Raw genomic sequence first — 14,455 nt, 5'->3', positions numbered from 1 at the left:
TCCCCCTATATAATTTGATAGTGAAAACATGTCTTCTCCCCCGTATGACAAGCAGGTCCTACTTGTTTCACATTCACAACAATTGAATCTTGATCACAATCTAAGTATAGAGATTGCACATATTGAACATTCCCTGATGTTTCTCCCTTATTCCATAACGACTGCCTCGAACGAGAGTAAAACCATGTTCTTTTCGTCTCTAACGTTTTTTCATATGCTTCTTCATTCATATAAGCTAGCATTAAAACTTCTTTCGTACCTTCTTCGACGACAATTGCCGGTATTAATCCTTTTGAAAAATTAGGTTTCATAATCGCACCTCAACATTTGCATCTCTTAATTTTCGCTTTACACTCTGCACTGTCGCCTCACCATAATGAAAGATGGATGCCGCTAACGCTGCATCAACTGTTGTCTTTTGAAAAACTTCTATAATGTGATCCGTATGACCACAGCCTCCTGATGCGATGACTGGAATGGAAACACTTTTTGAAATTTCTTCTGTTAAACGAAGGTCATATCCGCTTTTCGTTCCATCTGCATCCATACTCGTTAACAAAATTTCACCTGCCCCGAGTTTAACAACACGCTTCGCCCATTCTATGGCATCCATTCCTGTGTCAACTCTTCCGCCGTTGACGTATACGTTCCATTTACCTTCTGCAACTTTTCTAGCATCAATTGCCACGACAATACATTGTGATCCAAAGTGTTCTGCCCCTTCTTCTATTAGCTTCGGGTTTCGCACTGCCGCTGAGTTTATTGAAACTTTGTCTGCTCCAGCTCTTAGTAAATTGTACATATCTTTCACACTTGAAATCCCCCCGCCAACCGTAAGAGGAATAAATACTTTAGCTGCTGTTTTTTCTACAACATCTATAATCGTTTTTCTTCCTTCATGAGTCGCTGTAATATCTAAAAATACGATTTCATCTGCCCCTGCCTCGTTATATGCTTCAGCTATTTCAACCGGATCACCGACATCTTGTAATCCTATAAAATTTACACCCTTTACGACTCGCCCTTCTTTCACATCTAGACATGGAATAATTCGTTTCGCTAACATAACTTCGTTACCTGTAACACTTCTTCTAAATCAATCGTTTTCTCGTAAAGCGCCTTTCCAATTATGACACCATATATATTCATATCATTTAACTTTTTCACATCTTGAATAGATGCCACTCCTCCAGAGGCAATGAGACGAATGCCCACACTTTTTTGAAGTAACACCAATTGTTCAAAATTTGGCCCTGCAAGCGTCCCGTCTTTCGAAATGTCTGTAAACACAATCGTTTGAACACCTAAACTTTCCATTTGTTTCGCTAAACTAATATAAGAAATTTCAGACAGATCAAGCCAACCTCTCGTTGCTACGAAACCATTTTTCGCATCAATTCCAACAATAATTTTCTCTTTATATAGACGAACTGCTTCCTCTAAAAATGACTTATCATAAAGAGCTGCTGTTCCTAAAATCACTTTTTCTACACCTACTGACAATAACTCCTCCACCGCTACAAGTGAACGAATTCCTCCTCCCACTTGCACAGGAATACGTACCGCCTTGCAGATTTTTTCAATGACGGGCAAATTTAACGACTCGCCAGCAATTGCACCGTCTAAATCAACAATGTGTAGTATTTCCGCTCCAAGCTTTTCAAATATGATTGCCTGCGCTACCGGATCTTCATTCATCACCGTTTCTTTACTAAACTCTCCTTGATAAAGTCTAACGCATCGTCCTTCTTTTAAATCGATAGCTGGGAAGATTTCCATGTTTCTACCACCCCTTGAAAATTTTTTAATATTTGCATGCCAATTTCGCCACTTTTTTCTGGATGAAACTGTGCACCAAATACATTTCCTTTCGCTACAAACCCTGGTACTTGCATTCCATAATCACTTACTCCGCATACAATTTCATCTGGACAATCCGCGTAATATGAGTGAACATAATACACGAAAGAACCATCCACTAATCCATTCCAAAGCGGAAATTCTCTTTCCTTCCTTAATTCATTCCATCCCATATGAGGAATTTTATACGAAACTTTTAACTTACGAATTTCCCCTGGTAGTAAACCTAGCCCGCTACAATCTTTTAGTTCCTCACTTCGTTCAAATAAAAGTTGCATGCCCAAACATATACCGAGGATTGGTTTTCCTATGTCACAAACTTCTTTTAATACACACACTAAATCTCTTTCTTCTAATACGTCCATCGCTTTCGGAAATGCACCTACTCCCGGTAAAATCACGCCATCGCTTCTCAATATCTCTTCTTTATCACTCGTTACAATGTACTCTGCCCCAATATATTTTAATGCTTGCTCTACACTGCGAATATTCCCCATTCCATAATCTATAATGGCAATCAATTACAACATCCCTTTCGTTGAATTTACACCAGTAATGTTGGCATTTTTTTCGACCGCTTCTCTAAGTGCTCTACCAAAAGCTTTAAATAATGCTTCAATTTTGTGATGTGTATTACTTCCATATAGAACGCGCGCATGTAATGTAATATTGGCAGCATGTGCAACTGCTCTAAAAAATTCTTCCGTCAATTCTGTATCAAAATCCCCGAGCTTCGGATTTGTTAATTCCCCTTGAAATACACAATATGAGCGTCCACTTATATCAATTGCGACAAATCCTAAAGATTCATCCATCGGTACATACGCAGAACCGTAACGATTAATTCCCTCTTTATTTTGCAATGCTTCTTTCAAGCAATTTCCGAGTACAATTCCAACATCTTCAACGGTGTGATGTGCATCGACAAATACATCACCTTCTGCTTCAACTTGCAATCCAAATCTTCCATGTCTAGCAAATAAAGTAATCATATGATCGAAAAAACCAACCCCCGTTTGAATAGATACATTTGTACTTTCATCAAGCTGCAAACTTAATTTAATTTTTGTTTCTGTCGTCTGACGTACTTGACTGGACTGACGCATTATTTTTCCTCCTCAAACCTTATTTGGATTGCTCTCGCATGTGCATGTAACCCTTCTTTATTTGCAAGCTCTGCAATATGATGCTGTACATTTTTTAATGCTTCCTCCGTATAAGAAATAAAACTTGATTTTTTCACGAAATCATCGACTGATAACGGAGAAAAAAATCTTGCCGTTCCGCTCGTTGGTAATACATGATTCGGTCCCGCTAAATAATCCCCGAGCGGTTCAGGTGCATATGGCCCAAGGAAAATAGAGCCTGCATGTTTCACATAACCTAGAGCATTCATCGGTTCTTTTATATGTAACTCTAAATGTTCTGGAGCAATTTCATTTGATAACTTTAGTGCCTCCTCTAAAGAAGGAACGATAAAGATGGCTCCATTTCTATTTATCGATTCACGTGCAATTTCACTTCTTGGTAACGTTTCTAACTGTCTTTCTATCTCTTTTTCTACTTCTTTAGCTAGTTCCATATTCGTTGTAATACAAATCGCCGTCGCCCTCTCGTCATGCTCTGCTTGCGATAATAAATCCGCTGCGATATATTTTGCATTACCTGTTTCATCCGCGACAACTACAATTTCTGATGGACCAGCAATCATATCGATATTTACTATTCCGTATACTTCTCGCTTCGCTAGAGCGACATACAAATTTCCCGGTCCAACTATTTTATCCACTTTCGGAATCGATTCCGTCCCGTATGCTAAAGCAGCAATTGCTTGCGCGCCACCTATCGTATAAATTTCATCTACTCCCGCAAGATTTGCAGCAGCTAATATATGCGGATCAATTCCTCCTTTCCTCGGCGGTGTTACCATTACAATCTTTTTCACACCTGCGAGTTTCGCCGGCAATACATTCATTAATACTGAAGAAGGATATGAGGCTGTCCCACCCGGTACATATACACCTACATTTTCTAACGGCCGAATGAGTTGCCCTCTAATTATCCCTTTACTTTCACAATCGAATATTGAGTGCTTCTTTTGCTTCTCGTGATACGAAACAATGTTTTTCTTCGCCTCTTTTAAAGCTTCTAAAAATGAATTCTCTACAAACATACTCGCTTGCTGTATTTCTTCTTCACTTACACGAAAATCTTTCATCTCTATACCATCAAACTTTTTTGTATAGAAAGATAAAGCTTCATCTTTCCCTTCCCTTACATTTCTAATGATTTCTCTTACACTTCTTTGAACAGTTTCTTCTATTATATTAGCGTTTTCTCTTAGCACTTTTACTTTAGATAATGCCTCCTTAAAGTCTTCATAAATGATTTTCATTTTAAGTCCTCCTATTTCCCTGATAAGATTTCTTGCTCCATCATATTTATAATACTGAATATTTCGTCTTTTTTAGTTTTTAAGGCTGCCTTATTTACAATCATCCGAGCCGATATAGAGTGCATTTCCTCAAATACAATAAGTCCATTCTCTTGTAATGTTTTTCCTGTTTCAACAATATCTACAATCGCATCTGCCAATCCAAGAAGAGGAGCGATTTCTACAGAACCTTCTATTTTAATAATTTCTACATCCTCTCCCTTATCATGAAAATAAGTAGAAGTAATATGTGGGTATTTCGTAGCAATTCTTTTCTTCCGGTAACTCTTCGGATTATACGTAGGAATAGAAGCAACACAAAACTTACAAATCCCCACTCCTAAATCCAGCATTTCATAAATATCTTTCTCGTTTTCCATTAAAATATCTTTTCCAACGATCCCAATATCAGCTACCCCATGTTCTACATAAGTAGCAACATCAACCGCTTTTACTAAAATAAATGAAACATTTGTATTTTTACTTTGAAATACAAGCTTCCGACCTTTATTTTTGAGCTCAAAACAATCAATTCCAATCTGCTCAAAAAGTGAAATGACATGTTTTTCTAATCTTCCTTTCGTTAACGCAATTTGAATGTTACGCATGAAGCCTCTCCTTCTTTCTGGACTACCCATTTCTCATTCCATACATATTCCACTAAATATTCATTCTTTGCCTCAACGACCGTTCCTATTTTATTTTTTCTTGCAAATTGAAAGGTATCGCTTAGATTAGAGAATAGAGATAACCAAGCATTCTTCCCATCCTTTCGAAGTAAATTTCGTAACCTTTCTGCTTCCGCTAATCTATTTAACTCATAATGAATCACAATATCAATTTGATTTCGTTCATATGGTTCTTGCTGCTCTTGCAGCGCCTTCACAATTTGATTTACTTGTACCGCGAGTCCAACAGCTGGCAGCATTTCTCCAAAATTCCCAATTAGCTCATCGTATCTTCCGCCACTAACGATTTCTTCTCCAATTTCATATATATATCCTTTGAAAATAACACCCGTATAGTAATCTAAGTGTTGAATCATGCCCAAATCAATTGATATGTAAGAACCATATCCTAACGTTTCAATTGTTTCATACATTTCTTTTACTCTTGCAATTGCCATTTTCATTTCATTACTTGAAGCAAGCTTTTCTGCCTCCTCAATAACTTCTAAATTTCCAAATAGCCTTGGTAATTTCTCAAGTAATCTTACTGTCTCATCGCATCGATCTAATTTCTTTTCTCCGATAAAATTTGAGAGGGCAGCATAATTTTTACTTTCTATATACGTTCTAAGTACCCTTTCTTCTTCATCATGGATGGAGAGTTTTTTTACAATACATTTATATAACTGTACTTGCCCAATCTCAATTGTAAAAGATTGCACCTTCAACTTTTGAAGTGCTTGAATGACACTTATTACACATTCAATTTCAGCTCTTACATTATCAATCCCGATAACTTCAATACCACTTTGTACGATTTCATTATATTTTCCAGAATGGGATTCATTCGCTCGAAATACATTCCCGCTATACGTCACTTTAAGTGGCGTATCCCATCTCTGTGTTCCAATCACTCTTGCTAAAGGAATTGTCATATCTGGACGTAAAACGATAATCCTTCCCTTTTCATCAAAAAATTTATACATCTTCTCTTCATCTATCGGTCTATTTTGAAATGCAAAAACATCATAAAATTCAATTGTAGGTGTTCTTATTTCCTCATAACCTCTCTCTAAAAAAGTAAGCCTTAATTTTTGCTCCACTTCTTCAATTAACGTACATTCTTCGAATAAATAATCTCTCGTTCCATTCGGGTTTGCCCGTTTCCATTTTGTCATCTGAATTTTCACACCTTTCCCCTTCTAATGTATGCCTATTTCATTCACCTAAGCCGAAAATAAAAAGAGCCTTGTAGACAAAATACCTACAAGGCTCTTCAGTAGAGTGTAGGTACAACGGGAATACCCCTTGTACCTACACGTTTTCACGCTAGGTTCAAGGGTTTCATGTATGATGATGTAGTTGTGTAAGCATTGTAATAGATTTTATTGTATTCATAATACTTACTCCCTTTCTCCTCTGATTTTCACATAGTATATAACAGTTAATTTTGAATGTAAATACATTTTTAATATTCCGTCACTTTTTTAAATATAAAGCCACTTTTCTTTCATACTCTTTTATTTCTTGTTCATATTGCATTGTAATACTAATTTCATCTAAACCATTCAATAACTTCTCTTTCCACATTTTCTCGATTGTAAAATGAAATCTGTGCATATTCGTTATAATTATTTCATTTTCTAAATCAACTGTGATTTGTTCCCTCGCATCTGTTTTTGCAAGTTGTTCACGCATATCTTTGTCCATTACAATCGGTAACATGCCATTCTTCATACAATTCATATAAAAGATATCGGCAAATCCTCCAGCGATAATAACGCGGAAACCATAATCAGCAAGCGCCCATGGAGCATGTTCTCTAGACGAGCCACATCCAAAATTATCACCTGTGATTAATATGCTGGCTCCTTTTCTTTCTTGCGCATTAAGCGGGAAATTAGGGTTTTCTTGGCGATTATTATCATATCGCCACTCATCAAATAAAAACTTCCCAAACCCAGTTCTTTCAATTCTCTTTAAATATTGCTTCGGAATAATTTGATCTGTATCAATGTTATCATTCATCAGTACTGCGGCAGTACCTTTATGAATACGAAATGGCTCCATCATAACTCTCCTTTCTAATATCAACAAAATGACCATGTAACGCAGCCGCTGCCGCCATTGCCGGGCTAACTAAATGCGTTCGTGCTCCCTTTCCTTGTCTTCCTTCAAAATTGCGATTTGACGTAGAGGCACAATGTTCTCCTTCAGGCACTTGATCTGGATTCATACCTAGACACATTGAGCATCCGGGCTCTCTCCATTCAAATCCAGCTTCTTCAAATATGCGATGTAATCCTTTATGCATCGCTGCTTCTCTTACCCTTTGAGATCCAGGTACAACAAGTGCTCGCACACCTTCTTTTACTTTTTTACCTTTCACGACAGATGCAGCAATTTCTAAATCAGAAAGCCTAGAATTTGTACAAGATCCAATGAAAACATGTTGAACTGGAATGTCATACGTACTTTGTCCGGGACTCAACCCCATATAAGAAAACGCTCTTTCGTCATTTGCATCATGCTTTTCTGGCAATTTCTCATCAATCCGAACACCCATACTAGGATTTGTTCCCCACGTAACGTACGGCGCTAAATCCGTAACATCTACTAGAATATGTAAATCATAAACTGCATCTAAATCTGTATAAAGTTCTGACCATTTTTCCTTAATAGATTCATAGTCTTTCGGCGCATATTTACGCCCTTTTACGTAAGCAACCGTTTTTTCATCTGGTGCAATAATGCCAGCCTTTGCTCCCCCTTCAATTGCCATATTGCAAAGCGTCATCCTCTCTTCCATATCCATAGCATGAATGGCCTCTCCGTAAAACTCCATTACGTAACCTGTTCCAACTGCTACTCCGTACTTTGAAAGGAGATGTAAAATAATATCTTTCGCATAAACACCTTGCGGTAACTTTCCTTTTAACTCAATGCCCATCGCTTTCGGCTTTCGTTGCCATAACGTTTGCGTTGCTAATACATGTTCCACTTCACTCGTACCAATACCAAACGCTAGTGCGCCAAAAGCACCGTGTGTTGCTGTATGACTATCACCACAAACAATCGTTTTTCCTGGCTGTGTGAGTCCAAGTTCTGGTCCTATAACATGAACGATCCCTTGCTCTTCATCTCCGATATCCGCTAATGGCACCTGAAATTGTTTACAGTTTTCCCGGAGTGTATCTAGTTGCTGCTTCGCAATGCGATCGGTAATATTCCAAACATCTTTCGTTGGAATATTATGATCCATTGTTGCAAATGTTAAATCTGGTCTGCGGACTGTTCGATTTGTAAGCCGCAAGCCTTCAAAGGCTTGCGGTGACGTTACTTCATGAACAAGATGTAGATCGATATATAATAAATCCAATCCATTTTCATTTGTCGCAACTACATGTCTTTCCCAAAGCTTATCTAGTAACCTTTTCCCCATTATTTTCCTCTCCCTACTAACGCTTGCTCTTCCATTTCTTGCATAACTGCCTTTGTAAATGAAGTTGTCGTTTCAGTCCCCCCGATATCTGCTGTACATTTTCCTGATTTAAGGACTGCAGAAACTGCTTCTTCAATTGCATATCCTTCTCTCGTTAATCCGAACGATTGCCCAAGCATCATTGCAACAGAACGCATCATCGCAATTGGATTTGCCTTATTTTTCCCCGCAATATCCGGTGCTGATCCGTGAATAGGCTCGTATAATGAAGGCCCCTTTTCAGCGTGACTTGCTGATGGAAGCATTCCTAATGATCCAGCTAATACTGAAGCCTCATCACTTAAAATATCACCAAATAAATTTTCCGTTACAATAACATCAAATCTTCCTGGATTCCGAATTAATTCCATAGCCGCTGCATCTACTAAAATGTGTTCTACTTCCACATTTGGGTAACGAAGTGCTACTTCTTCTGTCACAGTTCTCCATAGTTTACTAGATTCTAAAACATTCGCTTTATCAATAGATGTTACTTTTTTCTTCCGCTTATTTGCTAATTGAAAGGCATACGAAACGATACGTTCAATTTCATGTCGATGATACGTAAGTGTATCTGTCGCCACTTCTTCCGTTCGCTCTTTCGGATAAGAAAAATAAATTCCGCCTGTTAATTCACGAACGACAACGAAATCAATTTCATCAGCATTTTTTAATGGTGATAAATGTGCAGTTGCACTTTCTACCGTTACAGGGCGAACATTCGCAAATACACCGAGTCCTTTTCTTAATGCTAATAATCCTTTCTCAGGCCTTTCTTTCGCACTATCCCACCTTGGTCCACCTACTGCTCCAAGTAAAACCGCATCACTCGCTAAACAGGCGGCAAGTGTTCGCTGTGGTAATGGTTGCCCAGTTAAATCGATAGCAACACCACCAAAGTACTCATCTTGCAAATGAAAATGATGTCCATATAGCCTTTCTACCATATGCAATACTTCCTTCGCACTTTCCATAACTTCTGGACCAACACCATCACCAGCTAAACAAACGATACGTTTTTCCATTTTTAACACTCCTTTTAACTGAATTTTCAGAACTTCGATTTGATAGGTGAGGAAAGCTTCTCTCACCTATCAAATATTTATTTCACAAGCGCTATAAGAGATTTTAATTTCCCTGCTGCATGGACATAAGCTCTCGCCGACGCTTCCAATACGTCTTGCGCAACTCCGAAACCTGATATTTGGTGACTACCTTCTTTTAATTCAACATGAACGTGAGCAAGTGCATCTTGACCTTGTGTAATAGATTGTATGCGATAATCTGCCAATTCACATTCTAATCCTAAAATTCTTTGAATCGCATTGTATATCGCTTCAATACTACCAGAACCAGTGGCTGCATCTTCATATACATTTCCTTCCTCATCCTTCAGCACAACTGTTGCGCATTGTGTACTATTTGATACGAAATGCACTTGTAATTGCGTAATGTTATATTGCTGGGCTGCAAATGCTGCTTCACCAAGCATAATTGCGCGTAAATCTTCCTCAGTAATTTCCTTTTTACGATCCGCCAATTTTTTAAATGCTTCGAATGCCGCATCTCGCTCTTCATTTGTAAATTCATAACCAAGCTCTTTCATTTTTTCCGTAAACGCATGACGGCCAGAATGTTTCCCAAGTACAAAGAGATTTTGAGATTCTCCTATAAGCGCTGGTTCGATAATTTCATAAGTTGTTACTTCTTTTAGAACCCCATCTTGGTGGATGCCTGATTCATGAGCAAATGCATTCGCTCCAACGATTGCTTTATTTTTCGGTACAACCATACCCGTTAACCTGCTTACTAATGTACTCGTTGCCTTAATCTCTTTTAAAGTCATCGAAGGTTCTGCTTTATAAAAATCTTTTCTAATATGAAGAGCAACCGCAACTTCTTCTAACGCTGCATTCCCTGCTCTTTCTCCAATGCCATTAATCGTTCCTTCTACTTGCAATGCTCCACCTTCAACCGCAGCTAACGAATTTGCTACTGCCATACCAAGATCGTCGTGACAATGACAAGAAAAAATCGCTTTTTCATATGATGGAACGGATTCTTGTAAGTATCTAAAAAGAGAATAATATTCTTCCGGATTCGTATATCCAACTGTATCCGGAATATTAATTACATTCGCTCCTGCGCGAATCGCAGTTTCTACTGCTTCAGCTAAAAATGCTCTCGATGTTCTTGTCGCATCTTCTGCAGAAAATTGTACTGTCGGAAATAATGATTTTCCAAGCGTAACCGAACGATGAATACTATTTAACACATCTTCTTTTGACATACAAAGTTTATATTTCATATGAATATCACTCGTAGCTAGAAATACGTGTAGACGAGGAGATACAGCACCTTTCACAGCTTCATATGCTCTTCGAATGTCACTTTCTTTCGCTCTAGCTAAACTCATAACCGTAGCATTTTGAATTGTATTCGCGATGCGTTTTACCGATTGGAAGTCACCTTCGGAAGCTGCCGCGAATCCAGCTTCCATTACATGAATACCAAGCCTCTCTAATTGCCTAGCAATTTGTAACTTCTCTTGTTCATTTAAATTTACTCCTGGTGATTGTTCGCCATCACGAAGCGTTGTATCCATGAACAAAATCTGCTTCATATTATTTAATCCCTACCTTTACTCGCGGCTGTACGAAAGGCATCATTTCACGTAATTTACGTCCAACTACTTCGATTTCATGTTCATTCTCTTTCTCATTTGTCGCATGGAAATTTGGTTTTCCTGCTTTATGCTCTGCAATCCAGCCTCTTGCAAATGTACCATCTTGAATTTCTGCTAATACTGTCCCCATCGCTTTCTTCGTATCTTCAGTCACAACGCGCGGTCCTGATACGAAGTCTCCCCACTGCGCTGTATCTGAAACTGAATATCTCATATTTTCAAGTCCACCTTCGTACATAAGGTCGACAATTAGTTTTAGTTCATGTAAACATTCAAAATATGCAAGTTCCGGTTGATAACCAGCATCAACTAACGTTTCAAATCCAGCTTTTACTAGCGCAGTTACTCCGCCGCAAAGCACAGCTTGCTCTCCAAATAAATCTGTTTCTGTTTCTTCTTTAAACGTCGTTTCTAATACACCGGCTCTCGTCGCTCCAATTCCATCAGCATAAGAAAGTGCCTTTTCAGTCGCAACTCCTGTTGCATCTTGATATACGGCAAATAATGCAGGAACAGCCCCGCCCTCGGCGAACGTACGACGTACGAGATGCCCCGGTCCTTTTGGCGCTACTAGAAATACATCTACATTAGCTGGTGGTTTTACTTGATCAAAGTGAACATTAAATCCATGTGCGAACACGAGAGAGTTTCCGGCCTGTAAATTTGGTGCAATTTCAGCTTCATATACTTCTGGTTGTAATTCATCAGGTAGAAGAATCATTACTACATCAGCTTTTTCCGCTGCTTCTGCTACTGTATATACAGAAAACCCATCTTCATTCGCTTTATCCCAAGACTTACCTTTTCTTAAACCTACTACTACATCAAATCCGTTATCTCGTAAATTTTGCGCATGCGCATGACCTTGCGAGCCATATCCGATGATTGCTACTTTCTTTTCCTTTAATACATTTACTGTTACATCTTTCTCATAATAAACTTTTGCCATTTTCATTTCCCCCTATATTTAAATGATTATTGAATTAACATAACTTGCTTATCTTGTTTTTTCATACTACGTGTAAATGCTGTTACACCTGTTCTCGCAATTTCTTTCAAACCGTATGGACGAAGTAATTCAATTAACGCTTCTACTTTATCTTGCGTACCTGTTACTTGCACAACTATGGAATCCTTCCCAACATCTATTACAGCGGCTCGAAACGGTTCAATTAAACTATATAATTCTGCCCTCGCTACAGAAGTTGCTACTTTAATAAGAGCAAGCTCTCTAGCAATCATTGCTTCTTCTGTAATATCTGACACTTTCAGAACATCGATTTGCTTATGAAGTTGTTTAATTAACTGCTCAACTTGCTGTTCACTTTCCACATGCACAACTATCGTCATTCGTGAAATATCCGATGATTCCGTATGCCCCACTGAAATACTTTCAATATTAAAATGTCTTCGGGTCATAACACCTGTAATTCTATTTAACACACCGCTCTGATTACGAACTGTCGCTGTAACAATTCTCTTCACCTTTTTTCCACTCCCTCCATTTGGTGAACACCTTTCCCGGGCGCAACCATCGGCATAACTTTCTCAGATTGAAGTACACGGCAATCAATTACGACTGGTTCTTGTAATTCGATCGCATGCTGGATTTGCTTCTTTGCAAGAAGTGGATCATCAATACGAACACCTTTTATACCATACGCATTCGCAAGAGCGACGAAATCTGGTTGGCATAGCAATAAAGAATGTGAATATCTTTGATTATAAAATTCGTCTTGCCATTGCCTTACCATCCCTAAAGCTTCATTATTTAAAATAAATACTTTAACAGGTAAAGAATGTTCTTTTAATACACTTAATTCTTGCAGAGTCATTTGAAACCCAGCGTCACCGACAATTGCAATGACTAGTTCATCTGGCTTTGCAATTTGTGCACCAATTGCTGCCGGAAATCCAAATCCCATCGTCCCTAATCCTCCAGAAGTTACCCATTTATCTGGATTTTTCAACGGATAGTATTGCGCTGCCCACATTTGATGTTGCCCAACGTCTGTTGTTACAATCGCTTCTCCTTTCGTGATTTCATATAGCATATCAATCGCGTATTGAGGTTTAATACTTTCAGAATTTCGTTTATAAGAGAATGGATACTTTTCTTTTCTACTCTTTAATAAAGAGAGCCATTCATGATGATTTTCTTTCTTTCCTTCTGATTGAAGCAATACTTCTAACGCCTGCTTAGCACTTGCAACAATAGGAATCTCTGTTGGCACATTTTTCCCGATTTCTGCTGGATCAATATCAATATGTGCGACAGTCGCACCTTTAGCAAAATAAGCTAAATTCCCAGTAAGACGATCGTCAAATCTCGCACCTATATTAATCAGTAAGTCGCATTCATATAACGCCATATTAGCTGTATAAGAACCGTGCATTCCCCCCATCCCTAGAAATAGCTCATCATCTGGTGGAAAACCACCAAGTCCAAGTAATGTATGCACAACAGGGATTTCATATTTACGTGCAAAACTTGTCAATTCTTTCGAAGCTTTCGCATGCAGTATACCTGCTCCAGCTAAAATTAACGGTTTTTTTGCGGTTTCAATTGCTTGTAGTAATTTGTTTATTTGAAGTAGATTCGGTTCATAATTTGGATTATATCCTGGTAAATCCATTTGTACATTGCTACATCGCTCACCTTTCTCGACTACCATATCTTTCGGAAGGTCAATAACGACTGGTCCTGGTCTTCCTGTTCTAGCAATATGAAATGCTTCTTTAATAATTCGAGGTAAATCTGAAGCCTTTCGCACTTGATAGTTATGTTTTGTCACCGGCATCGTAAGCCCCATAATATCAGCTTCTTGAAAAGCATCACTTCCAATTAACGTCGTTGCTACTTGGCCTGTAAATACTACAAGTGGCAATGAATCAATCATCGCGTCTGCTAGACCAGTAATAACATTTGTAGCACCTGGTCCACTCGTTGCAATGACAACCCCTGGATTACCAGTAATTCTGGCATATCCTTCAGCAGCGTGAATAGCCCCTTGCTCATGCCTTGTTAAAATATGCGGAATTTCACAATCATACAGTGCATCATAGAGAGGTAAAACGGCACCACCCGGATAACCGAAAATCACTTCTACGCCTTCCTTTTCTAGCGCTTCTAACAATAGCTGTGCACCAGTTGCCAGTTTCTCTTCCGTTTTTGAAGACATTGTTCTTATAAGCCCCCTTTTTCAAACTTTTATACAATAAAAAAATCCTACGTCCACACTCCAGCTATGTGCTGAAGGGACGAAAGATTTCGCGGTACCACCCTTCTTTGCAAGAATACTCTTGCCTCAGTGATCCATAAATGG

Annotated in this window: 15 protein-coding genes and 1 other annotated feature (1 of these 16 only partly in view); all 15 genes read right to left on the bottom strand. The window is 38.5% G+C overall.

Annotation, left to right across the window (positions count from 1 at the left end; all coding sequences use genetic code 11):
- Positions 1–5: 5 nt before the first annotated feature.
- A complete protein-coding gene (gene hisI / locus JFU02_RS26555) occupies positions 6–311 on the bottom strand; it encodes a phosphoribosyl-AMP cyclohydrolase (RefSeq protein WP_000803966.1) in 306 nt (101 codons plus the stop codon).
- The gene (hisF, locus tag JFU02_RS26550) at positions 308–1,066 is read right to left on the bottom strand and encodes an imidazoleglycerol phosphate synthase cyclase subunit (protein ID WP_000880109.1); all 759 of its coding nucleotides are present in this window, start codon (positions 1,064–1,066) and stop codon (positions 308–310) included. Before hisF ends, hisI begins: the two co-directional genes overlap by 4 nt.
- Positions 1,060–1,779: a 1-(5-phosphoribosyl)-5-[(5-phosphoribosylamino)methylideneamino]imidazole-4-carboxamide isomerase gene (gene hisA, locus JFU02_RS26545; RefSeq protein ID WP_086790438.1), complete on the bottom strand. Its 720-nt coding sequence runs from the start codon at positions 1,777–1,779 to the stop codon at positions 1,060–1,062. The genes hisF and hisA overlap by 7 nt, the downstream gene beginning before the upstream one ends.
- Positions 1,752–2,381 (bottom strand): imidazole glycerol phosphate synthase subunit HisH, encoded by a 630-nt coding sequence (gene hisH / locus JFU02_RS26540; RefSeq protein WP_000560352.1) that lies wholly within the window; start codon positions 2,379–2,381, stop codon positions 1,752–1,754. Before hisH ends, hisA begins: the two co-directional genes overlap by 28 nt.
- Positions 2,382–2,966, bottom strand: a complete 585-nt coding sequence (gene hisB / locus JFU02_RS26535) for an imidazoleglycerol-phosphate dehydratase HisB (protein WP_001249963.1) — start codon at positions 2,964–2,966, stop codon at positions 2,382–2,384.
- Positions 2,966–4,255, bottom strand: a complete 1,290-nt coding sequence (hisD, locus tag JFU02_RS26530; protein WP_000692517.1) for a histidinol dehydrogenase — start codon at positions 4,253–4,255, stop codon at positions 2,966–2,968. The genes hisB and hisD overlap by 1 nt, the downstream gene beginning before the upstream one ends.
- A gap of 11 nt (positions 4,256–4,266) precedes the next feature.
- A complete protein-coding gene (gene hisG / locus JFU02_RS26525; RefSeq protein WP_001244496.1) occupies positions 4,267–4,902 on the bottom strand; it encodes an ATP phosphoribosyltransferase in 636 nt (211 codons plus the stop codon).
- Positions 4,878–6,140 carry an ATP phosphoribosyltransferase regulatory subunit gene (locus JFU02_RS26520; protein WP_000170292.1) on the bottom strand — a complete coding sequence of 421 codons (1,263 nt, stop codon included), beginning with the start codon at positions 6,138–6,140 and terminating at the stop codon, positions 4,878–4,880. Before JFU02_RS26520 ends, hisG begins: the two co-directional genes overlap by 25 nt.
- Positions 6,141–6,441: 301 nt before the next feature.
- Complete coding sequence (gene leuD, locus JFU02_RS26515) at positions 6,442–7,032, bottom strand: 3-isopropylmalate dehydratase small subunit (protein ID WP_061666725.1); 591 nt, start codon at positions 7,030–7,032, stop codon at positions 6,442–6,444.
- The gene (leuC, locus tag JFU02_RS26510; protein ID WP_000518099.1) at positions 7,010–8,404 is read right to left on the bottom strand and encodes a 3-isopropylmalate dehydratase large subunit; all 1,395 of its coding nucleotides are present in this window, start codon (positions 8,402–8,404) and stop codon (positions 7,010–7,012) included. Before leuC ends, leuD begins: the two co-directional genes overlap by 23 nt.
- Positions 8,404–9,468: a 3-isopropylmalate dehydrogenase gene (gene leuB / locus JFU02_RS26505; RefSeq protein ID WP_000415385.1), complete on the bottom strand. Its 1,065-nt coding sequence runs from the start codon at positions 9,466–9,468 to the stop codon at positions 8,404–8,406. The genes leuC and leuB overlap by 1 nt, the downstream gene beginning before the upstream one ends.
- Positions 9,469–9,545: 77 nt before the next feature.
- Positions 9,546–11,066 carry a 2-isopropylmalate synthase gene (gene leuA / locus JFU02_RS26500; protein WP_042972357.1) on the bottom strand — a complete coding sequence of 507 codons (1,521 nt, stop codon included), beginning with the start codon at positions 11,064–11,066 and terminating at the stop codon, positions 9,546–9,548.
- 1 nt (position 11,067) lies between these two features.
- The gene (ilvC, locus tag JFU02_RS26495; RefSeq protein ID WP_061666726.1) at positions 11,068–12,078 is read right to left on the bottom strand and encodes a ketol-acid reductoisomerase; all 1,011 of its coding nucleotides are present in this window, start codon (positions 12,076–12,078) and stop codon (positions 11,068–11,070) included.
- 26 nt (positions 12,079–12,104) lie between these two features.
- Positions 12,105–12,614, bottom strand: coding sequence for an acetolactate synthase small subunit (ilvN, locus tag JFU02_RS26490; RefSeq protein ID WP_000822952.1), 510 nt, complete (start codon positions 12,612–12,614; stop codon positions 12,105–12,107).
- Positions 12,611–14,311 carry an acetolactate synthase large subunit gene (ilvB, locus tag JFU02_RS26485; RefSeq protein WP_000095840.1) on the bottom strand — a complete coding sequence of 567 codons (1,701 nt, stop codon included), beginning with the start codon at positions 14,309–14,311 and terminating at the stop codon, positions 12,611–12,613. The genes ilvN and ilvB overlap by 4 nt, the downstream gene beginning before the upstream one ends.
- 72 nt (positions 14,312–14,383) lie before the next feature.
- Positions 14,384–14,455 (bottom strand) — a binding site (T-box leader) (it continues 156 nt past the right edge of the window).

This window comes from Bacillus sp. TH13, from assembly GCF_016651175.1.
GTDB lineage: Bacteria > Bacillota > Bacilli > Bacillales > Bacillaceae_G > Bacillus_A > Bacillus_A thuringiensis_S.
The sequence above is the reverse complement of the archived record's forward strand: the minus strand, read 5'-3'. Positions and strand labels throughout refer to the sequence as shown.

What these genes read in the sequence shown, in the direction of transcription:
- hisI (WP_000803966.1), bottom strand. Translation starts at nt 311, where the DNA reads ATGAAACCTAATTTTTCAAAAGGATTAATACCGGCAATTGTCGTCGAA.
- hisF (WP_000880109.1), bottom strand. Translation starts at nt 1,066, where the DNA reads ATGTTAGCGAAACGAATTATTCCATGTCTAGATGTGAAAGAAGGGCGA.
- hisA (WP_086790438.1), bottom strand. Translation starts at nt 1,779, where the DNA reads ATGGAAATCTTCCCAGCTATCGATTTAAAAGAAGGACGATGCGTTAGA.
- hisB (WP_001249963.1), bottom strand. Translation starts at nt 2,966, where the DNA reads ATGCGTCAGTCCAGTCAAGTACGTCAGACGACAGAAACAAAAATTAAA.
- hisD (WP_000692517.1), bottom strand. Translation starts at nt 4,255, where the DNA reads ATGAAAATCATTTATGAAGACTTTAAGGAGGCATTATCTAAAGTAAAA.
- hisG (WP_001244496.1), bottom strand. Translation starts at nt 4,902, where the DNA reads ATGCGTAACATTCAAATTGCGTTAACGAAAGGAAGATTAGAAAAACAT.
- JFU02_RS26520 (WP_000170292.1), bottom strand. Translation starts at nt 6,140, where the DNA reads ATGACAAAATGGAAACGGGCAAACCCGAATGGAACGAGAGATTATTTA.
- leuD (WP_061666725.1), bottom strand. Translation starts at nt 7,032, where the DNA reads ATGGAGCCATTTCGTATTCATAAAGGTACTGCCGCAGTACTGATGAAT.
- leuC (WP_000518099.1), bottom strand. Translation starts at nt 8,404, where the DNA reads ATGGGGAAAAGGTTACTAGATAAGCTTTGGGAAAGACATGTAGTTGCG.
- leuB (WP_000415385.1), bottom strand. Translation starts at nt 9,468, where the DNA reads ATGGAAAAACGTATCGTTTGTTTAGCTGGTGATGGTGTTGGTCCAGAA.
- leuA (WP_042972357.1), bottom strand. Translation starts at nt 11,066, where the DNA reads ATGAAGCAGATTTTGTTCATGGATACAACGCTTCGTGATGGCGAACAA.
- ilvC (WP_061666726.1), bottom strand. Translation starts at nt 12,078, where the DNA reads ATGGCAAAAGTTTATTATGAGAAAGATGTAACAGTAAATGTATTAAAG.
- ilvB (WP_000095840.1), bottom strand. Translation starts at nt 14,311, where the DNA reads ATGTCTTCAAAAACGGAAGAGAAACTGGCAACTGGTGCACAGCTATTG.